At 71.0% G+C, this 20,604-nt stretch carries 15 protein-coding genes; 11 read left to right on the forward strand and 4 right to left on the reverse strand.

Translation table 11 applies throughout. The features are described 5' to 3' along the window. Positions 1–32: 32 nt before the first annotated feature. Together OHS33_RS25805 and OHS33_RS25810 are read right to left on the reverse strand one after the other, a co-directional pair. Complete coding sequence (locus OHS33_RS25805) at positions 33–1,295, reverse strand: PQQ-dependent sugar dehydrogenase (RefSeq protein ID WP_443065353.1); 1,263 nt, start codon at positions 1,293–1,295, stop codon at positions 33–35. Between the two features lie 165 nt (positions 1,296–1,460). After that, on the reverse strand, positions 1,461–2,480 hold the full coding sequence (locus OHS33_RS25810; RefSeq protein WP_330332791.1) for an aldo/keto reductase: 1,020 nt from the start codon (positions 2,478–2,480) through the stop codon (positions 1,461–1,463). A gap of 73 nt (positions 2,481–2,553) precedes the next feature. Between OHS33_RS25810 and OHS33_RS25815 the strand changes: the two genes are divergently transcribed. From OHS33_RS25815 to OHS33_RS25855, 9 genes are all read left to right on the forward strand, one after another. Beyond that, positions 2,554–3,501, forward strand: coding sequence for a 2-hydroxyacid dehydrogenase (locus tag OHS33_RS25815; RefSeq protein ID WP_330332792.1), 948 nt, complete (start codon positions 2,554–2,556; stop codon positions 3,499–3,501). A gap of 273 nt (positions 3,502–3,774) precedes the next feature. Further along, positions 3,775–6,786 carry a putative bifunctional diguanylate cyclase/phosphodiesterase gene (locus tag OHS33_RS25820; protein ID WP_330332793.1) on the forward strand — a complete coding sequence of 1,004 codons (3,012 nt, stop codon included), beginning with the start codon at positions 3,775–3,777 and terminating at the stop codon, positions 6,784–6,786. 204 nt (positions 6,787–6,990) lie between these two features. Further along, positions 6,991–8,880, forward strand: a complete 1,890-nt coding sequence (locus OHS33_RS25825; protein ID WP_330332794.1) for an acetolactate synthase large subunit — start codon at positions 6,991–6,993, stop codon at positions 8,878–8,880. Positions 8,881–8,908: 28 nt separating this feature from the next. Continuing rightward, a complete protein-coding gene (gene ilvN, locus OHS33_RS25830) occupies positions 8,909–9,433 on the forward strand; it encodes an acetolactate synthase small subunit (protein WP_330332795.1) in 525 nt (174 codons plus the stop codon). Positions 9,434–9,552: 119 nt separating this feature from the next. Beyond that, positions 9,553–10,554 carry a ketol-acid reductoisomerase gene (ilvC, locus tag OHS33_RS25835; protein WP_330332796.1) on the forward strand — a complete coding sequence of 334 codons (1,002 nt, stop codon included), beginning with the start codon at positions 9,553–9,555 and terminating at the stop codon, positions 10,552–10,554. A gap of 282 nt (positions 10,555–10,836) precedes the next feature. After that, positions 10,837–12,426, forward strand: a complete 1,590-nt coding sequence (gene serA, locus OHS33_RS25840; RefSeq protein ID WP_330332797.1) for a phosphoglycerate dehydrogenase — start codon at positions 10,837–10,839, stop codon at positions 12,424–12,426. Between the two features lie 238 nt (positions 12,427–12,664). Further along, a complete protein-coding gene (locus tag OHS33_RS25845) occupies positions 12,665–13,378 on the forward strand; it encodes a hypothetical protein (protein ID WP_330332798.1) in 714 nt (237 codons plus the stop codon). Between the two features lie 10 nt (positions 13,379–13,388). Beyond that, on the forward strand, positions 13,389–14,639 hold the full coding sequence (locus OHS33_RS25850; protein ID WP_330332799.1) for a hypothetical protein: 1,251 nt from the start codon (positions 13,389–13,391) through the stop codon (positions 14,637–14,639). Continuing rightward, a complete protein-coding gene (locus tag OHS33_RS25855; RefSeq protein ID WP_330332800.1) occupies positions 14,620–15,405 on the forward strand; it encodes a hypothetical protein in 786 nt (261 codons plus the stop codon). The genes OHS33_RS25850 and OHS33_RS25855 overlap by 20 nt, the downstream gene beginning before the upstream one ends. A 10-nt stretch (positions 15,406–15,415) precedes the next feature. Here the strand turns inward: OHS33_RS25855 and OHS33_RS25860 are convergent, their stop codons facing one another. Continuing rightward, positions 15,416–16,621, reverse strand: coding sequence for a PucR family transcriptional regulator (locus OHS33_RS25860; RefSeq protein WP_330332801.1), 1,206 nt, complete (start codon positions 16,619–16,621; stop codon positions 15,416–15,418). A 162-nt stretch (positions 16,622–16,783) separates the two neighbouring features. On the opposite strand from OHS33_RS25860, the gene OHS33_RS25865 reads away from it, so the two are divergent. Both OHS33_RS25865 and pruA read left to right on the forward strand, forming a co-directional pair. Continuing rightward, a complete protein-coding gene (locus OHS33_RS25865; protein ID WP_330332802.1) occupies positions 16,784–17,710 on the forward strand; it encodes a proline dehydrogenase family protein in 927 nt (308 codons plus the stop codon). A gap of 51 nt (positions 17,711–17,761) precedes the next feature. Beyond that, positions 17,762–19,393: an L-glutamate gamma-semialdehyde dehydrogenase gene (gene pruA / locus OHS33_RS25870; RefSeq protein ID WP_330332803.1), complete on the forward strand. Its 1,632-nt coding sequence runs from the start codon at positions 17,762–17,764 to the stop codon at positions 19,391–19,393. Positions 19,394–19,484: 91 nt separating this feature from the next. Here pruA and OHS33_RS25875 read toward each other — a convergent pair whose 3' ends face one another. Then, entirely contained in the window at positions 19,485–20,405 is a 921-nt protein-coding gene (locus tag OHS33_RS25875) for a quinone oxidoreductase family protein (RefSeq protein ID WP_330332804.1), read from the reverse strand. Positions 20,406–20,604: the final 199 nt, after the last annotated feature.

The following is a 20,604-nucleotide window of genomic DNA, read 5'->3' on the forward strand; positions in this document are numbered from 1 at the left end:
GCGGCGGCCGGGAGCGGCGGCCGGGAGCCGGGCTACCGCACCGTCAGGCTCAGGATCCGGTCGTCCCCCGGTTCCGGCGTCCCGCGCCCGTCCGTCTCGCTCGTGACCAGCAGCAGCTTGTCCCCGCCCAGGGCCACCACCGTCCGCAGCCGCCCGTACGTCCCCTGGAGGAACGCCTCCGGCTCCGCCAGCGCTCTCGTGCCGTCCAGCGGGATCCGCCACAGCCTGGCGCCCTTCAGCCCGGCCATCCAGATCGACCCCTGGGCGAACGCGATCCCGCTCGGCGAGGCGTCATCGGTCTTCCACTGCGCCACCGGATCGATGAATCCGGGCTTGCCCGCCTTCCCCTCGGCCTCCGGCCAGCCGTAGTTGCCGCCGGGCTCGATCAGATTCAGCTCGTCCCAGGTGTTCTGGCCGAACTCCGCGGCCCACAGCCGCTTGTCCTTGTCCCAGGCGAGCCCCTGCACATTGCGGTGCCCGGAGGAGTAGACGACCGAATCGGCCTCCGGATTGCCGTGCACCGGCTGCCCGTCCGGGGTCATCCGCAGGATCTTGCCGCCCAGCGACTTCTTGTCCTGGGCCAGCCCGGTCTCCCCGGTCTCGCCCGTCCCCGCATAGAGCATCTTGTCCGGGCCGAAGGCGATCCGGCCGCCGTTGTGCAGGAGCCCCTTCGGAATGCCGCGGAACACCGTGTCGGGGGCGCCCAGTTGCTGTCCGGGCTGTCTTTGCTCGTCGTACCTGAGCCGGGCGATCCGGTTGTCGGACTCCGTCGTGAAGTACACGTAGACCAGCCGGTCCGAGGCGTACGAGGGGGACAGCGCCAGGCCGAGCAGCCCGCCCTCGCCGCCCGGGGCCACCCCGGAGACCTTCCCGATCTCCGTCACCTTCCCCGTCTTCGCCGCGACCCGGGAGACCGTGCCCTTGTCCCGCGAGGTGACCAGCAGGTCCCCGTCCGGCAGCGCGGCCACGCCCCACGGCGTCTCCAGGCCCTTGGCCACCTCGCCGGACACCGTCACCGACCCCTTCGCCGGGGGCCCCGACGGCGAGGCCCCCGGGGAGGCGCCCCCCGACGGCCTGGCCGCTCCCTTCGCCGGTGGCGAGGAACCCGCCGAGGCCCCGGCCCCGGGCCCCCCGGCCGGACCGCACCCGGCCACCAGCAGCGCCCCGCACCCGGCCAGCGCCACGGCCGTCCACAGCCCCCGCCCGGCCGCGCTCCCGGCCGCCGTCGCCCGTACCGCCGTGGCCCGTACCGCCGTCGCCCGGACCGCCCCGCCCCGCATCGCTTCCGTACCCATTGCCCCGCTCCCTCTCGTCCCCACTGCCCTGTCGATCCTGTCGATCCTGCCGGTCACCTGTCTCAACAGCCCGGAGAGTCGGCGAAGTTCCGGCACTTCGTACACTCGATCGAGTGGGGATGGGGGAGCCCCGATCGGGGAAGAGGGCGGACCGGCCCGGTCCGGTCAGTCCCAGGCCCCCACCGCCACCGGCAGCGCCGCGACCTCCTCCAGGTCCAGCGCCGTCAGCCGCACCTGGGCCGCCCCCGCGTTCTCCGCCGCCCAGCACGCCCGCTCGGCCCCCGGCACCGGAACCACCTGCGGCCCCTGGGCCAGCACCCACGCCAGCGCCACCTGGGCCACCGTCGCCGGTCGCCCGCCCGGCCCCTCGTGCCGCCGCGCTATCCGCCGCAGCCCCGCCACCAGCACCTGGTTCGCCGCCATCGCGTCCGCCGTGAACCGCGGATGCCGGGCCCGGGCATCCGTCTCCTCGAAGCCCTGCCCGGGCGTCAGGGTCCCGGTGAGGAACCCGCTGCCCACCGGCATCGCGGCCAGCAGCCCCACCCCGCGCGTCCGGCACCACGGCAGCAGCTGCCAGGCCGCCTCGGGCGACCACACCGACAGCTCCGCCTGCACCGCGCTCACCGGGAACACCTGCTGCGCCCGGTCCAGATGGCGCAGGGTCGCCGTGTACGCGCGGTCCCCGAGCCGCCCGGCCCCCGGCCCCGCACCCGCCCCGAGCGTGCAGAACCCCAGCGAGCGCACCTTGCCCGCGCCCACCAGCTCCGCCATGGCGCCCCAGGTCTCCTCCACCGGCACGTCCGGATCCACCCGGTGCAGCTGGTAGAGGTCTATGACATCGGTCCGCAGCCGCCGCAGCGAGGCGTCGCACGCCCGCCGCACGTACCCCGGACGCCCGTCGGCCACCACGTGCTGATCACCCGTCCGCAGCCCGACCTTGGCCGAGACGAACGCCTCCGCCCGCCGCTCCCTGAGCACCCGCCCCACCAGCAGCTCGTTGGTGTAGGGCCCGTAGATGTCCGCCGTGTCCAGCAGGTTCGCACCCAGATCCAGCGCGGTGTGCACCGTCCGCAGCGATTCGGCGCTCTGGCGCCCCGAGGCGGCGTACCCCCAGCTCATCGGCATGCAGCCGAGCCCGATGGCACCCACCGTCAGAGCCGCTGCCCCGATCGACCTGCGCTCCATTCCTGGGTCCCCCTCCCGGTCCGCCACACAAACTAACGGCTCGTCGGGGATCGCTTCGCATAGCCTCGCGATCATGACTTCAAAGACCGAGGACGTCTGGCTGCCCTTCCCCGCCGAAGAGATCGAAGGTCTCCCCGGCCGCTTCCGCTACCGGCACTGGGACGGCGAGGACGAGTTCCCGGCCGACCCCGCCGCCTGCGTCTTCTACGTCACCCCCTACATGAAGCCCCCGGCGGTCACCGTGCGCCCGCTCGCGCACATGCCGGACCTGCGCGCCGTGCAGACCCTGACCGCGGGCATCGACCACGTCCTGGGCGGCCTCGGCGCCCTGCGCCCCGGCGTCCACCTGTGCAACGCCCGCGGCGTCCACGAGGCCAGTACCGCCGAACTCGCCCTCACCCTCGTCCTCGCCTCCCTGCGCGGGATCCCCGGCATGGTCCGCGGCCAGGACCGGGAGGAATGGCGCTCCGGCTTCTACGAGGCCCTCGCCGACAAGTCCGTCCTCATCGTCGGCTACGGATCGATCGGCGCCGCCATCGAGGACCGCCTCGCCCCCTTCGAATGCGCGCGGATCACCCGCGTGGCCCGCTCGGCGCGCACCGCCGCCCGGGGCCCCGTACACGCCCTCGCCGACCTCCCCGAGTTGCTGCCCCGGGCCGACGTGGTGATCCTCTCGACCCCGCTCACGGAGGAGTCCCGGGGGCTGGCCGGAGCCGGATTCCTGGCCCGGATGCGGGACGGCGCGCTGCTCGTCAACGTCGCGCGCGGACCGGTCGTCGACACCAACTCCCTGCTGGCGGAGGTGGAATCGGGGCGGCTGCGGGCGGCGCTCGACGTCACGGACCCCGAACCGCTGCCCCAGGGGCACCCGCTCTGGCATGCTCCGAATGTCCTGATCACGCCCCATGTCGGGGGCAGCAGCTCGGCGTTCGAGCCACGGGCCAAGCGACTGGTGGCCCGCCAGCTCACCGCACTGGCCGACGGGCAGCCGCTCGCGAACACGGTGCTGACCACGACGTGAGCCCGCCCGCGCACCATGCGTAGCCGGACGAACGCACCCCGTGCGCACAACTCCCCTGTTGGTGACGGAGAGTAGAGCATCTATGTCCCTGAGTGACGAAAGTGGTGTATCGTCCGGAACAAGGGGCTGCAGCGCGTTCGTCTGGCGCTGGGGAGTGATCGGACACTTTGGGGGGCGACGGGCGATGTACGGCCAATGGGCGAAGGATCCGATGCGGCACAGCCGCCGGAAGCGACGACAGCGCGTGCCGAAACCAGCCACCGAGGCGGACCGGTGAACGCCCCCGGGGCCCTCCTGACCCGGCCGCCCGCCGCCAGTGGCGGCCGGGGCCTGGCGGCGCAGCTGCTCCTCGCCGTGATCAGCGCCGGCTATGCCGTAGGGGCCGCCGTCGGCTGGGGGACCAAAGAAGCCGCCGAGATCATGGGCGACTTCGGCCTCAGCGCCGCCGGATTACTGGCCGCGGTCTCCTGCTACCACTACGCGAGGACCATCGGCCGCCGCGAACGCCCCGCCTGGCTGCTGTTCGCGTTCTCCTCGCTCATGGCCGCCGTCGGCAACCTCGTCTGGGGCTGGTACGAGGTCGTCCTCGGTCAGGAAGTGCCGAAACCCTCGGTCGCCGACTTCGCCTTCCTCTGCTTCGCACCGTCCGCCATCGTCGGACTCCTCGTCCTCGCCAAACGCCCCGTCACCCGGGCCGGCTGGGTCTGCCTCGCACTCGACTCCTGGCTCATCGCCGGATCCCTGCTGACCCTCTCCTGGAGCCTGGCCCTCGCGCACGCCGCCCGGACCGCCCAGTCGGGCGCTCTCGGCAGCGTCCCGCGCGCCGCGCTGTCGCTGGCCTACCCGATGCTGGACATCGCGCTCGTCTCGATGGTGCTGGTCCTGCACTTCCGGCGCTCCGCCACCAACCGCTCGGCCGTCAACACCGCCATCGCGGCCCTCGCGCTCACCGTGCTCAGCGACGCCCTCTTCACCTCGCCGCTGCTGAGCGCCCACTACCAGTCCGGACAGCTGCTCGACGCGGGCTGGTTCGCCGGTTCCCTGCTCCTGGCCTACGCGCCCTGGGGCGCCCGGCGGATGCATCCGGTCCCCGAGATCGCCCGGCGCGAGCCCGCCCCGCGCCGCCGGCGTCCACCGCGCGGCAGGGGAGCGGGCCGCCCGGGCGACCCCCGGCGCCGGGCCGCGCACGCCGGGAGCGAGCTGCTCTCCGCGCACGCGCGCGAGGTGCGTCCGGTCAGCCGCCCGATCACCGGCTCGCTGCCCGCGCTCACCCCGTACCTCGCCGCGGCCGTGTGCACCCTCGGGATCCTCTACAACGTGATCGAGGGCCGGAAGGTCGACCGCATGGTCGTCTTCACCGGCTGCACCGTCGTGCTCGCCCTGGTGATCCGGCAGGGCATCATGCTCCTCGACAACATCGCGCTGACCCAGGAACTGGCCCAGAAGGAGAACCACTTCCGGTCCCTGGTCCAGGGCTCCAGCGATGTCATCATGATCGCCGCGCCGACCGGGATACTGCGCTACGTCAGCCCCGCGGCCGCCGGGGTCTACGGCCGTGACGCCGAGGAACTGGTCGGCAGCGAACTCTCCGCGCTGATCCACCCCGAGGACCTCGGCCGGGTGGTCCACGAGGTGCGCCGCTTCCTCGCGGCGCCGCCCGCCGAGGAGCCCACCACCCGCATCGAGTGCCGCTTCAAGTCCGGCGGCGGCGAGTGGCTCAATGTGGAGTCCACCGTCAACCGGCACCAGGGCGGGCTCATCCTCAACAGCCGGGACGTCACCGAGCGGGTCCGGCTCCAGGCCCAGCTCCAGCACAGCGCCGAGCACGACCCGCTGACCGACCTGCCCAACCGGGCCCTGTTCACCCGCCGGGTCCGCCAGGCCCTCACCGGCCGCCGGGCCGGGGACCACAGCACCGCCGTGCTCTTCATCGACCTCGACGGCTTCAAGGCGGTCAACGACACCATCGGCCACCAGGCCGGCGACGAACTCCTCGTCGAGGCCGCCCGCCGCCTGCAGGACTCCGTCCGCGCCGGGGACACCGCGGCCCGGCTGGGCGGGGACGAGTTCGCCGCCCTGATCCTCGGCGACGGCAGCCGCGACCGCTCCGCCCGCGAGTACCAGGTCCACGAGATCGCCGACCGGCTGCGCGCCACCCTCTCCCAGCCCTACCGGATCGCGGGCAGCGAGGTCCGGGTCGCCGCCAGCATCGGAGTGGCCTTCGCCGACCCCGGCATCACCCCTTCGGACCTGATGCGCAACGCGGATCTGGCGATGTACCGGGCCAAGGCGGGCGGCAAGAACCGGGTGGAGCTGTATGCGCCCCAGATGCAGGCCGAGGTGGTCCGCAAGGCGGAGCTGGCCGGGCGGCTGCGCACCGCGCTCCACGAGGGCGAGTTCGCGCTGCTCCACCAGCCCGTCGTCAGCCTGGCGAGCGGCGAGGTCACCGCGGTGGCCGCGCAGGCCCGCTGGCGGTCCGCCCAGGGGATCCTCTTCACCCCCGCCGAATTCCTCCGGGTGGCCGAGTACAGCGAGGGCGCGGCGGGCCCGGGCGGGCCCGCCGGACCCTCGCCGGCCGCGGCCCCGGACGCCTCCCGGACCGCCGAGCTGAGCCGCTGGCTGCTGGAGGAGGCGGTGGACCAGGCCGCCGAGCGGCACCGGTCGGGGCACGACGTACCGGTGGCCGTCCGGATGACCGCCCAGCGGCTCCTGGACCGGTCGATGCCCGGCGGCTCCGTGGAGTCCCTGCTGACCCGGCACGGGCTGCCCTCCGGCGCGCTGGTGATCGAGCTGGCGGACAGCGACCCCAGAGTGCCCTTCGACGAGCTGGAGCGCCGCCTGACGGCCTTGCGGCGGCTCGGCGTCCGGATCGCCCTCGACGGCTTCGGCAGCGGTTACGCGGCCATCAGCGCCCTGCGGCGGCTGCCCGTCGACGTCCTCAAGCTGGACCGGGGCCTGGTCGAAGGAGTGGTCGAATCGCCCAGGCTGCACAAGATCACCGCAGGGCTGTTGCGGATCGCAAACGACCTGGGCATGCAGTCGGTGGCCGACGGGGTGGACCTCCCCGAACAGCTCATGGCGCTGCGGGCCATGGGGTGCACACACGGCCAGGGAATGGCCTTCTCCGGACCTCTCGACGAGTACCGGCTGCGCCGCGCGCTCGTGCGCGGTACGTTCCCTGTACCGGGCGGGGCGGCTCACCCCGCCTTGGCAGGCGGGTCCCTCGGGGGCCCGATGGCCGTCCATAGGGGCTCAAATAATGAGACGCCCGTCCCACCCGCTTGACACCGACCTCCCGCCGGAGGGAGGGTCAGTGCCATGCGCACCCGAATTCTCGTACTTGGAAAGCGCGTCGGCTGAAGCAGGGTCAATCATGCCCCCGCTCACTGCACCCGACGCGCTCCCCTCGCTTGCCTCCCGGCACGAGGGGTTTTTTGTTGCACTGGCACACACCGAACCCTCGCAAAAACCCTCAGCTTCGAGAAGAGAATGCCGATGACCGAGCAGGCCACCGGGGCCCACCATCCGCAGCCGCGGGCCCGTAACGGCGGATCCCACACCGCCGCAGTTGAGCACGTCACGGGTGCGCAGTCCCTCATCCGCTCTCTCGAAGAGGTGGGGTGCGACACCGTCTTCGGCATCCCGGGCGGCGCCATCCTCCCCGCGTACGACCCGATGATGGACAGCCGCAAGGTCCGTCACATCCTGGTCCGCCACGAGCAGGGCGCCGGTCACGCCGCCACCGGCTACGCGCAGGCCACCGGCAAGGTCGGCGTCTGCATGGCCACCTCCGGGCCGGGCGCCACCAACCTCGTCACCCCGATCGCCGACGCGCACATGGACTCCGTGCCGCTGGTCGCGATCACCGGTCAGGTCTCCTCCAAGGCGATCGGCACCGACGCCTTCCAGGAGGCGGACATCGTCGGCATCACGATGCCGATCACCAAGCACAACTTCCTGGTCACCAGGGCCGAGGACATCCCGCGGACGATCGCCGAGGCGTTCCACATCGCCTCCACCGGCCGCCCGGGCCCGGTCCTGGTCGACATCGCCAAGGACGCCCTCCAGGCGAAGACCACCTTCAGCTGGCCGCCCACCCAGGACCTCCCGGGCTACCGGCCGGTCACCAAGCCGCACGCCAAGCAGATCCGTGAGGCCGCCAAGCTCATCTGCCAGGCCAAGCGCCCGGTCCTGTACGTCGGCGGCGGCATCATGAAGTCCGGCGCGACCGCCGAGCTGAAGGTCCTCGCCGAGCTGACCGGCGTCCCGGTCACCACCACGCTGATGGCGCTCGGTTCCTTCCCCGACAGCCACCCGCTGCACGTGGGCATGCCCGGCATGCACGGCGCCGTCACCGCGGTCACCGCGCTGCAGAAGGCCGACCTGCTGATCGCGCTCGGCACCCGCTTCGACGACCGCGTCACCGGCAAGCTGGACAGCTTCGCCCCGTTCGCGAAGATCATCCACGCGGACATCGACCCGGCCGAGATCGGCAAGAACCGCGCCGTCGACGTCCCGATCGTGGGCGACGCCCGCGAGGTCATCGCCGACCTGGTCCAGGCCGTCCAGGCCGAGCACACCGACGGCCACGCGGGCGACTACACCGCCTGGTGGAAGGACCTCAACCGCTGGCGCGACACCTACCCGCTGGGCTACGACCTGCCCGAGGACGGCATGCTCTCGCCGCAGCAGGTCATCGAGCGGATCGGCGCGCTCGCGCCGAAGAGCACGATCTTCGCCGCGGGCGTCGGCCAGCATCAGATGTGGGCCTCGCACTTCGTCAAGTACGAGGAGCCCCGCACCTGGCTCAACTCCGGCGGCGCCGGAACCATGGGCTACGCGGTCCCGGCCGCGATGGGCGCCAAGGTCGGCATGCCGGAGCGCACGGTCTGGGCGATCGACGGTGACGGCTGCTTCCAGATGACCAATCAGGAACTGGTCACCTGCGCGCTGAACAACATCCCGATCAAGGTCGCGATCATCAACAACGGTGCGCTGGGCATGGTCCGCCAGTGGCAGACCCTGTTCTACAACCAGCGGTACTCCAACACCGTCCTGCACGCCGACGAGACCGGCCAGGACACGGCGGTCGGCTCCCAGCTCGGCGAGTCCAGCGCTCCCCGCAAGGGCACCCGCGTCCCGGACTTCGTCAAGCTGTCCGAGGCCATGGGCTGCGTGGCGCTGCGCTGCGAGGACCCGGCGGACCTGGACAAGGTCATCGCCGAGGCCAACGCGATCAACGACCGTCCGGTGGTCATCGACTTCATCGTCCACGAGGACGCCATGGTGTGGCCGATGGTCGCCGCGGGCACCTCGAACGACGAGGTGCTGGCCGCCCGGGGCGTCCGTCCCGACTTCGGCGACAACGAAGACGACTGAGCGAAGAGCGAAAGAGAGAACGACCGACATGTCCAAGCACACGCTCTCCGTCCTGGTCGAGAACACGCCCGGCATCCTCGCCCGGATCGCCGCGCTGTTCTCCCGCCGAGGGTTCAACATCGACTCGCTCGCGGTCGGTGTCACGGAGCACCCCGACATCTCCCGCATCACCATCGTCGTCAACGTCGAGGACCTGCCGCTCGAACAGGTGACCAAGCAGCTCAACAAGCTGGTCAACGTGCTCAAGATCGTCGAGCTGGAGCAGCACCACGCCATCGAGCGCGAGCTCGTCCTGGTGAAGGTCCGCGCCGACAACGAGACCCGCTCGCAGATCGTCGAGATCGTCCAGCTGTTCCGCGCCAAGACGGTCGACGTCTCCCCGGAGGCCGTCACCATCGAGGCGACCGGCGGCACGGACAAGCTCGGCGCGATGCTGAAGATGCTGGAGCCCTTCGGCATCAAGGAACTCGTGCAGTCCGGCACGATCGCCATAGGGCGTGGCGGCCGGTCCATCACGGACCGCAGCCTGCGCGCGCTCGACCGCAGCGCCTGATCCACTCGCGGGCGCAGCGGGCGGCCGAGCTGCCTGTTCGCATAGCGAGACTTGAAACCTCTGATTCCGTTCCCCGCCGTACGGTGGGTGCAACACCAGCGCACCAAGGAGATATCCCAGTGGCCGAGCTGTTCTACGAGAACGACGCCGACCTGTCCATCATCCAGGGCCGCAAGGTCGCGGTCATTGGCTACGGCAGCCAGGGCCACGCCCACGCGCTGTCCCTGCGCGACTCCGGTGTCGACGTCCGCGTCGGCCTCCAGGAGGGCTCCAAGTCCAAGGCCAAGGCCGAGGAGCAGGGCCTGACGGTTGTTTCCGTTGCCGAGGCCTCGGCCTGGGCCGACGTCATCATGATCCTGACCCCGGACCCGATCCAGGCCGAGGTCTACGAGGCGTCCATCAAGGACAACCTCAAGGCCGGCGACGCGCTCTTCTTCGGCCACGGCTTCAACATCCGCTACGGCTTCATCCAGCCGCCCGCGGACGTGGACGTCGCCCTCGTCGCCCCGAAGGGCCCGGGTCACCTGGTCCGCCGCCAGTACGAAGAGGGCCGCGGCGTTCCGTGCATCGCGGCGGTCGAGCAGGACGCGACCGGCAAGGCCTTCGAGCTGGCCCTGTCCTACGCGGCCGGCATCGGCGGCACCCGCGCCGGCGTCATCAAGACCACCTTCACCGAGGAGACCGAGACCGACCTGTTCGGTGAGCAGGCCGTCCTCTGCGGTGGCGCCTCCGCCCTGGTCAAGGCCGGTTTCGAGACCCTGACCGAGGCTGGCTACCAGCCGGAGATCGCGTACTTCGAGTGCCTCCACGAGCTGAAGCTCATCGTGGACCTCATGTACGAGGGCGGCCTGGAGAAGATGCGCTGGTCGGTCTCCGAGACCGCCGAGTGGGGCGACTACATCACCGGCCCGCGCGTCATCACCGACGCCACCAAGGCCGAGATGAAGAAGGTCCTCGCCGAGATCCAGGACGGCACCTTCGCCAACAACTGGATGGCCGAGTACAAGGCCGGTCTGCCGAAGTACAACGAGTACAAGAAGGCCGACGAGGAGCACCTGCTGGAGACCACCGGCAAGAAGCTCCGCAAGCTCATGAGCTGGGTCGACAACGACGAGAGCTGAGCCCTCGCGCGGTGGGGCCGGGACGCGCGTCCCGGCCCCACCGCGGCCCCGGCGTGGACCCGGCCCCGCCGGAATCCGGCCTTCCAGTGCACCGCCTTGTCCACCTCGGCCAACCACGGACGAGTGATCCTTCCGGACAGGCGGAATAGCGGTCCCGCAACGCCATTACACTGCTCAACACAACGCGTCAGGCCCACAGTGTCGTGCGTCTTCCACGCGGCTACCCCCTCCACGCCTGCGGCCGTCGGGACGGCCGTCCGCACTGGACTTGTGAGGACCCACGTGAGCTCGAAACCTGTCGTACTCATCGCCGAAGAGCTGTCGCCTGCCACCGTGGAGGCACTCGGCCCCGATTTCGAGATCCGGCACTGCAACGGCGCCGACCGCGCCGAGCTGCTGCCCGCGATCGTCGACGCCGACGCGATCCTGGTGCGCTCCGCCACCAAGGTCGATGCCGAGGCCATCGCCGCCGCGAAGAAGCTGAGGGTCGTCGCCCGTGCGGGCGTCGGTCTGGACAACGTCGACGTCTCGTCCGCCACCAAGGCCGGCGTGATGGTCGTCAACGCTCCGACCTCCAACATCGTCACCGCCGCCGAGCTGGCCTGTGGCCTGCTCGTCGCCACGGCGCGCAACATCCCGCAGGCCAACACCGCCCTGAAGAACGGCGAGTGGAAGCGGAACAAGTACACCGGCGTCGAGCTGAGCGAGAAGACCCTCGGTGTCGTCGGCCTCGGCCGCATCGGTGTCCTGGTCGCCCAGCGCATGTCGGCCTTCGGCATGAAGGTCGTGGCCTACGACCCCTACGTACAGCCCGCGCGCGCCGCCCAGATGGGCGTCAAGATGCTGACGCTGGACGAGCTGCTGGAGGTCGCCGACTTCATCACCGTGCACCTGCCCAAGACCCCGGAGACCCTCGGTCTCATCGGTGACGAGGCCCTGCACAAGGTGAAGCCGTCCGTCCGCATCGTCAACGCCGCCCGCGGCGGGATCGTGGACGAGGCCGCGCTGTACTCGGCCATCAAGGAGGGCCGCGTCGCCGGCGCCGGTCTCGACGTGTACGCGAAGGAACCCTGCACGGATTCCCCGCTGTTCGAGCTCGACCAGGTCGTCTGCACCCCGCACCTCGGCGCGTCCACGGACGAGGCCCAGGAGAAGGCCGGTATCTCGGTCGCCAACTCGGTGCGCCTCGCGCTCGCCGGTGAACTCGTCCCCGACGCGGTCAACGTGCAGGGCGGGGTCATCGCCGAGGACGTACGTCCCGGCCTCCCGCTCGCCGAGAAGCTCGGCCGCATCTTCACCGCCCTCGCGGGCGAGGTCGCGGTCCGCCTCGATGTCGAGGTCTGCGGCGAGATCACCCAGCACGACGTGAAGGTGCTCGAACTCTCCGCGCTCAAGGGCGTGTTCGAGGACGTCGTCGACGAGACGGTCTCCTACGTCAACGCGCCCCTGTTCGCCCAGGAGCGCGGCGTCGAAGTCCGCCTGACCACCTCCTCGGAGTCCCCGGACCACCGCAACGTGGTCACCGTGCGCGGCACCCTGTCGGACGGTCAGGAGATCTCGGTCTCCGGCACCCTGGCCGGTCCCAAGCACCTGCAGAAGGTCGTCGGCATCGGCGAGTACGACGTGGACCTGTCGCTCGCCGACCACATGGTCGTCCTGCGCTACACCGACCGCCCCGGCGTGGTCGGCGCGGTCGGCCGCCTGCTGGGCGAGGCCGGTCTGAACATCGCGGGCATGCAGGTCGCCCGCGCCGAGGAGGGCGGCGAGGCGCTCGGCGTCCTCACCGTGGACGCCGAGGTGCCGGTCGAGGTCCTCGCGGCCATCTCCGAGGAGATCGGCGCGGTCTCGGCCCGCTCGGTCAACCTGGGCTGACCGCAGCACGACACGAGCGTGTGAAAGAAGGGCCCGGGGGAGACCCCGGGCCCTTCCGTGTGTGAGCTGACGCGGCCACAGGTGACCGTCGTTGCGATGGTGTTGGCGCTCTCGCCGCGCCGCTTGCTAGATTCGGCGCGATTCGACGCGGTGAGCGTGCACAGCACCGCCTGCGGAGCCGACCCGATCAGCGGCAGGGCATGGGCGGGCGGCCTCCTGAACTGGAAGGTAGGCCGGGATGCTTGGCCAGGCCAAAACCCACGTCCTGATACTCATCGGTGTGTGGGCGGCGCTCGCCGCGGTGCTGATGCCCCTCTTCGGCCCGTGGGGCGCGGTGTTCGCCGGAGCCGCCGCGAGCCAGGTCGCCTACTTCACCGCCAGGCCCTACCGGAAGGACGCACCCTCGCTGTGGGCGACCGGCATGATCTGCGTCGCGGTGGGTGCGATCAAACTCAACATCAATGACTGGCATGCTCACGGCGCTGTCGTCGGCATCCCGGAGTCGGTGTGCCTGGCGGCCCTCGCCGGCGCCGGGACCCTCTGGGTGGTCCGGCGGCTGAAGAGAGTGGCGGGCGAGGTCAAGGCCAACTTCAAGGCCTCGACCGTCGAAGCCGCCGCCATGAGGGAGCGAGCGGAAGCCGAGCGCGCCCAGCGGGCCGTCGGCCGGCCCGAGGGGTACGGCGAGTTGGGGCTGCGCAGGTCGGCCCGGCTGGGCGCCCTGACCACCGCGCTCACGGATCACGCCCGCGAGGTGGCCGCCGCCGGTCGTCCGGCCGTCGACGCGGTCGACGCGGTCGCCGATGTTCGCAAGAGGCTGGCCAAGGACCCCGGGCTGCTGCCGCACCTGCGCCACAACGTGGGCAAGGCAGATGTGGACGAGAACGTACGAGCGGTCGCGGCAGCCCTGCTCGCCGAGGCCGAGGCAGCCGGGCCGCTGCCGCACTCTCTCTAGGGGCTGTGCGATGCCGTACACAGCAGAGCTGACAGAAGCCCGCATCGACGATGCGGGCAACGTCCTGGTCGCGCCTTCGGCGTTGCGGGACGATGACGTGATCAAGGGCTTCTTCGGGTCCACCACCACGCCGGAGGAGCTGGATTCCGGCTCGCCCGACCTCGCACAGAAGACCGTGTACCTGTGTGGCGACATGTCCGGGATCAGCGGCCGCCAACTGCACGAGGCTGCCCGGGTGTTCGTCGTACGGGAGCTGTCGCACGGTTACCGCGAGGACGCCGGCGCGCCGTGGCCCGTCGTCGGCCTCGGCCGAGTTCCCCTCCGCGTGCACGGCGTCGGTGCGTACTACCGCCGCTTTTTCGGCCCCGGCGCCGGTCACTTCGGACGGATCCGTGCGGAGCACACCTTCCAGTCCCTGACGGAGTCCACCAAGCCCGGAACGGCCCATCGCAGCGGAATCTATCTGACGCCCGTCACGCGAGACGGCGAAGAACTGCATTTCCGCCTGCTCCGGTGCTCCACGAACCTCTCGGGGCCGACCGAGAACTTCGGCCCGACCGACACGCGCATCGTCGAGGCTCTGAACCGCGAGGCCGCCTCCGTCTTCCGGGACCGGGCACCGCTGAATCACGTTCTCGCCCAGATCTACCACAACACCCTCGCCACGACCGGGCGCAAGCAGTCCAAGGCCAAGATCTCGTCCCATGCCGACAAGACCAAGGACATGCCCGTCAACGGCATCATGGCCTTCTGCACTTTCTATGACCAGGTCGACAAGCTCCAGCCCCTTGCCGAGGACGCCTTCGACCTCGGGGTGAAGGGTGTCAGCGGGCTGACCACACTCCGCTTTCGCCTCAAGGAGCCGACCGAGCCGACCGAGCCGACCGGAGAACGCGACGGGGCCGCGCTCCCCGCGCAGTTCAGCCTGACCCTCTATCCCGGCTCCGTGTTCTTCATGCCGCTGTCCACCAACCGCCTGTACACGCACGAAATCCGGCCCTCAACGCTGGACGCCGGGCTGCTGCCCACCCGTCTGGGATACGTGGTGCGCTGTTCGAGCGCCGAAGCCGTGCACAAGGACGGCCGTACGTTCCTCAAGGTGCCCGGGGACGTGGTGGAGCTGGGGCCACCCACACCGGACGGCCTGGACGAACTGCGCAGGGTGTACGCCGAGGAGAACAGGACCTCGGCCTTCATCGATTACGGCGACAGATTCCTCTTCAGCATGAACACGGGAGATTATGTTGCCCCACGCCTCTAGGATCTCGGATGACATCCTCGCGTTCGCTTTGCCGGCCGAGGGGAATTCCTTCGCGGAGCTGTCCGAGTCGGCTCGTCTGGAAGACGTGGGAAAGGGCCGGCGAGGCGCGGTGCTCGCCAGGATCGACGAGGCGAGTGGTGGTGTGCCCCTCGTGCGCACCACCACTCAATACGGCAGCCCGACGCAGCCTTTCCGGGCCGTGCACGAACGGCTCGCGCGGCGGATCCAAGAACGTGCGGCGCTTTCGGTCGGCTTCAACAACGCCCTCATGGAGATCTACACGAGCGCTTACACCACCATGGGCAGCCATAGCGACCAAGCCCTTGACCTGGCCGACGAGTCGTTCATAGCGGTCTTCTCCTGCTACCGGAATCCCGAAGCGGGCCCGCCGAGGAAACTCGTCTTCGCATCGAAGGAGTCCGGTGGTGAGAAGTTCGAGATTCCGCTCGCCCACCACGGTGTCGTCGCCTTTTCCGTCGACTCGAACCGGCGGCTCAAGCACAAGATCGTTCTGGATGCGCCCGGTCGGGCGGCGGCGGACAATCAATGGCTGGGCGTGACCTTTCGGACGTCGAAGACCTTCGTCCGGTTTCACGACGGGCACGCACATCTCCCGCAGGGTGCGCTCCTCGTGTCGGCCGACGAGGAACAGAGGCGCGAGTTCCATCAACTGAGGCGCCGTGAGAACAGGGAAACGGACTTCGCCTACCCCCCGCTGACGTACACCGTCAGCGAAAGCGATCTGATGCCCCCCGTCGGACCGTGAGGGCTTCTGATCAGCCGTGCAGCCGGGACGCCTTGAGGGCCATGTGGAGCAGCAGCCGGTCCTCGCCGGCGTCCAGGTCCAGCCCGGTCAGCTTCTCCACCCGGGCCAGCCGGTAGTAGAGGGTCTGCCGGTGGATGCCCAGGGCGGCCGCCGCGCGGCCCGCCTGGCCGGCGCAGTCGAGGAACACCTCCGCGGTACGGGCCAGCTCGGCGTGGGCCGGGGCCAGCAGGGCGCGGGCCGCCGGGTCGTCCCGGACCAGCTCCGGGGCCGCCGCCAGCGCCGACAGCATCCGGTAGGGGCCGATCGCCGACCACTGGGCCACGGGGCCCAGCAGGGGCTGCGCCGCCGCTGCCCGGGCCGCGGCCACCGCCTGTTCCCAGGCGTCCGGCAGCCCGGCCAGCCCGGTCCGGGGGAGCCCGACACCGGCCGTCACGGCTGCGCCCGCCGGGCCTCCCGCGGGCGCAGCCGTGACGGCCCCCGCCCCGGCCAGCAGCCGGGTCGCCGCCGCGAGCGCCGGGGCGGGCAGGTCCGTGCTCCGCAGCCGCACCAGCACCGCCAGCGCGAACCCGGACGGCCCCTCGGCGCCGTCGTCCCCGGTGGTCCGGGGGACCAGGCACACGGCCGCCGCCCCCGGCACCGACGGCGGGGCCTGCCCGGTCCAGGGAGCCACGCACACCACCGCGTGCGGCCCCTCCGCGCCCGGCCCCAGGGCCACCCGGAGCGCGGCCACCGCCATGTCCCGCTGCCAGCCCCGCCCGGCGGTGACCACCGCGCGGAACTCCCGGGACAGATCGGCCCCCGCCTTCGCCTCCGCGGCCATCAGGACGCCGATCCGCTCGGCGACCTCCATCGCCGCGGCCAGCTGCTCCGGCCCGGGCCCCGGCTCCGCGTCCAGGAGCCACACGTATCCCTGGGCGATCCCCCGGTAGCGCACGGGCAGGCAGATCCGTCCGCGGAAGACCCCGGCCTCCGGCGCCGCGGGGATCCGTACCGGCTCGGTCGCCCGGGTGATCCCGAACCCCTCGAACCAGGCCCGTACGGCCGCGGTCGACTGGCGGGTCAGGATCGAGCGGGTCCGGACCGGGTCCATCGCGAGGTCGTCCTCGCTGTCGTGCGCGCCGAAGGCGATGAGGCGGAAGTCCCGGTTCTCCAGCGTCGCCGGAGCGCCGAGGAGCGCCGAGATCTCGTCCACCAGGTCCTGGTAATCGCCTTTCACCCGGACATTCTCCCACCTGGCGGTCCCTATTTCAGACAGATGTATGAGATCGCGGCCACGGATGCGTGACAGCTGTCGATGGCAGAGGATCGAGGCGATCTCTAGGTTTCACGGTGGTCTTACTTGCCATTCTTTTACTTCTGCCACCCGTTGGAGGTGCCCGTGCTGGGTCCCGCGATCCTTGCCGCTTCGCGCAGCGACAAGATGCGCCGCATCGTTTCCGCCGCTCCGGTGACCAAGCCCGTGGTGAACCGGTTCATCCCGGGCGAGACGGTCGACCAGGTCATCCCGATCGTCGTGGACCTCACGCAGAAGGGCCTGGAGGTCACCCTCGACGTCGTCGGTGAGGACATCACCACCGTCGAGCAGTCGCACGCCGCCCGCGACGCCTACCTCCAGCTCATCGAGCACCTCGCCGAGCTGGGCCTGGGCGAGACCGTCGAGATGTCGGTCAAGCTCTCCATGTTCGGCCAGGCGCTGGAAGGCGGCCACGAGCTGGCCCTCGCCAACGTCCGCCCCGTCGTCGAGGCCGCCGCCGCCATCGGCACCACGGTCACGCTGGACGCCGAGGACCACACCACCCTCGACTCGATGTTCGCCATCCACGAGGAACTGCGCCGGGACTTCCCGCAGACCGGCTGCGTGATCCAGGCGTACCTCTTCCGCACCGAGGCCGACGCCCGCCGCCTGGCCGCCGCCGGCAGCCGCGTCCGGATCGTGAAGGGCGCCTACAAGGAGCCCGCCGAGGTCGCCTACCAGAACAAGGCCGAGACGGACAAGGCGTACGTCCGCATCCTGAAGACGCTGATGGAGGGCGAGGGCTACCCGATGATCGGGTCCCACGACCCGCGCCTGATCGCCATCGCCCAGGAGCTGGCCCGCCAGGCCGGACGCAAGCCCGACGAGTACGAGTTCCAGATGCTGTACGGCATCCGCAGCGACGAGCACCTGCGCCTCGCCGCGGAGGGCCACCGGATGCGCGTCTACACCGCGTACGGCACGGACTGGTACGGCTACTTCATGCGCCGCCTCGCGGAGAAGCCCGCCAACCTCCTCTTCTTCGTCCGCTCGATGATCACCAAGAACTAGGCACCCCACTAGTCCAAGGCCCCTTCCCCCAGCTCAAGGAGTCCCCGCCCCATGGATGCTGTGACCCAGGTCCCCGCGCCGGTCAACGAGCCGGTCCACTCGTACGCCCCCGGCACCCCGGAGCGCGCGCGTCTCGAATTCCAGCTCAAGCAGCTGGCCGAGAACCCGATCGACCTGCCGATGACCATCAACGGCGAGAAGCGGATGGGCGGCGGCGACCGCTTCGACGTCGTGCAGCCGCACGACCACAAGTCCGTCATCGGCACCTACGCCAACGCCACCCAGGCCGACGCGCAGGAGGCCATCGACGCCGCCCTCGCCGCCGCCCCGGCCTGGCGCGCGATGGACTTCGACGACCGCGCCGCGATCATCCTGCGCGCCGCCGAGCTGCTGTCCGGCCCGTGGCGCGAGAAGCTGGCCGCTTCCACCATGCTCGGCCAGTCGAAGACCGCCCAGCAGGCCGAGATCGACACCCCGTGCGAGCTCGTCGACTTCTGGCGCTTCAACGTCCACTTCGCCCGCCAGATCCTGGCCGAGCAGCCGGTCGCGAACTCCGCGGGCGTGTGGAACCGCAGCGACCACCGCCCGCTCGAAGGTTTCGTCTACGCGATCACGCCGTTCAACTTCACGGCCATCGCGGGCAACCTGCCGACCGCCCCCGCCCTGATGGGCAACGTGGTCCTGTGGAAGCCGTCCCCGACCCAGACCCACTCCGCGGTCCTCCTCATGGAGCTGCTGGAGGCCGCCGGTCTGCCCAAGGGCGTCATCAACCTGGTGACCGGTGACGGCATCGCCGTCTCCGAGGTGGCGCTGAACCACCCCGAGCTGGCCGGCATCCACTTCACCGGCTCGACCAAGACCTTCCAGCACCTGTGGAAGACGGTCGGCAACAACATCGAGAAGTACAAGTCCTACCCGCGCCTGGTCGGCGAGACCGGCGGCAAGGACTTCGTCGTCGCGCACCCGTCCGCGGACCGCGCGATCCTGAAGACCGCCATGACCCGCGGCTCCTTCGAGTTCCAGGGTCAGAAGTGCTCGGCCTCCTCCCGCGCCTACGTTCCGGCCTCGATCTGGAACGACGGCTTCAAGGAGGAGTTCGCGGCCGAGGTCGACGGCATCACCATGGGTGACGTCCGCGACCTGTCGAACTTCATCGGCGCGGTCATCGACGAGCGCTCCTTCGCGAAGAACAAGGCCGCGATCGACCGTGCGAAGGCCGACCCGACCTGCGAGATCGTCGCGGGCGGCACGTACGACGACGCGGAGGGCTACTTCGTCCGCCCGACCGTCATCGCCTGCACCGACCCGGCCAACGAGGTCTTCACGACCGAGTACTTCGGCCCGATCCTCGCCGTCCACGTCTACGAGGACGAGGCCTTCGACGCGATGCTGGAGCAGATGGAGTCGGTGTCGGCGTACGCGCTGACCGGCGCCGTCATCGCCCAGGACCGCTACGCCGCGGCCGACGCGATGGAGAAGCTCCGCTTCGCCGCGGGCAACTTCTACATCAACGACAAGTCGACCGGCGCCGTCGTCGGCCAGCAGCCCTTCGGCGGTGGCCGCGCGTCCGGTACGAACGACAAGGCGGGCGCGGCCTCCAACCTGCTGCGCTGGACCTCGACCCGCTCCATCAAGGAGACCCTGGTCCCGCCGACCGAGTACGGCTACCCCCACATGGGCTGAGCCCCTCCCGGGCCGCCGACCGGCCCCGCTGAACCCCGCCCCCGATCCGGTACCCCCAAGTCCGGAGCGGGGGCGGTCCCAGTTGCACCCCCTACGGGACCAGCACCACCTTGCCGAGGTTCTGCCGCGCCTCGATGAGGGCGTGCGCCCGCGCGGCCTCGGCCAGCGGCACCTCGGCGTGCACCGCCGGGCGCAGGACGCCCCGCTCCCACAGGTCCCACAGCTCGCGCAGCCAGCGGGCGTACACCTCCGGCTTGCCGCGCGCGATCACCGCCATCTGGAAGCCGATCACCGACGCGCCGCGCACCAGCAGCTCGTACGCCTCCACCGTGCCGCCGCCGGAGCTGAAGGCCACCAGCCGGCCGCCCGGGGCGAGCGCGCGGACGGCGGGGCCGAGCAGCTCGCCGCCGACCCCGTCGAGGATCACGTCGTACGGGTCCCCCCAGTCGGCCGCGTCGTACGTCACGACCTCGTCGGCGCCCAGGGCACGCACGAAATCCGCCTTGGCGGGGCTGCCGACCGCAGCGACCACCCGCTTCGCGCCCCCCGCCCGGGCGTACTGCAGGGCCAGCGAACCGACCGCGCTCGCGGCGGCGGTGACCAGCACCGACCCGCCCGGCTCGGGCGCGCCCGCCTCGTAGGCCCCGCGCGCCACCAGCCCGCTGCGGACCAGGGCGACCGCGGTGGCGGCGCTCGCCGCGTCCGGGATCCGGGAGGCGAAGGCGGCCGGTACGACGGCGTATTCGGCGTAGGCGTGCGAGAAGCACAGCCCCGTCACCCGCTCCCCGACGGCGAAGTCCACGCCGTCGCCGACGGCCTCCACGACGCCCGCCACCTCGCCGCCGAGCGGCACCGGGCCGTCGCCTTCGCGGACCTTGCGGACGGTCGGCAGGGTCACCCCGATGGCCTCGGCGCGGATCAGCAGCTCCCCGGGACCGGGAACGGGCACCTGCGCCCGCTCGGTGAACAGCACCTCGGGACCACCGTTGACCTCGAACCGGACGCGCAGCATGGGACTCCCTGATCGAATTCTTGGACGCCCCACGATAGGCGGGAACTCTTGCTAGCCTGGAACGAGTTGTCGCGTACGGCGACACGCTCCAGCACCCGGGCCCGGCAGCCGGGGGAGCGAAGGGCTCTCACGAGTTCCCGTGCGGGGTGGGTTTCCACGACCAGGAGATACGCAGCCTCTACGCGTCCGTGCCGGGACG

The sequence above is a fragment of the Streptomyces sp. NBC_00536 genome, assembly GCF_036346295.1.
Lineage (GTDB): Bacteria > Actinomycetota > Actinomycetes > Streptomycetales > Streptomycetaceae > Streptomyces.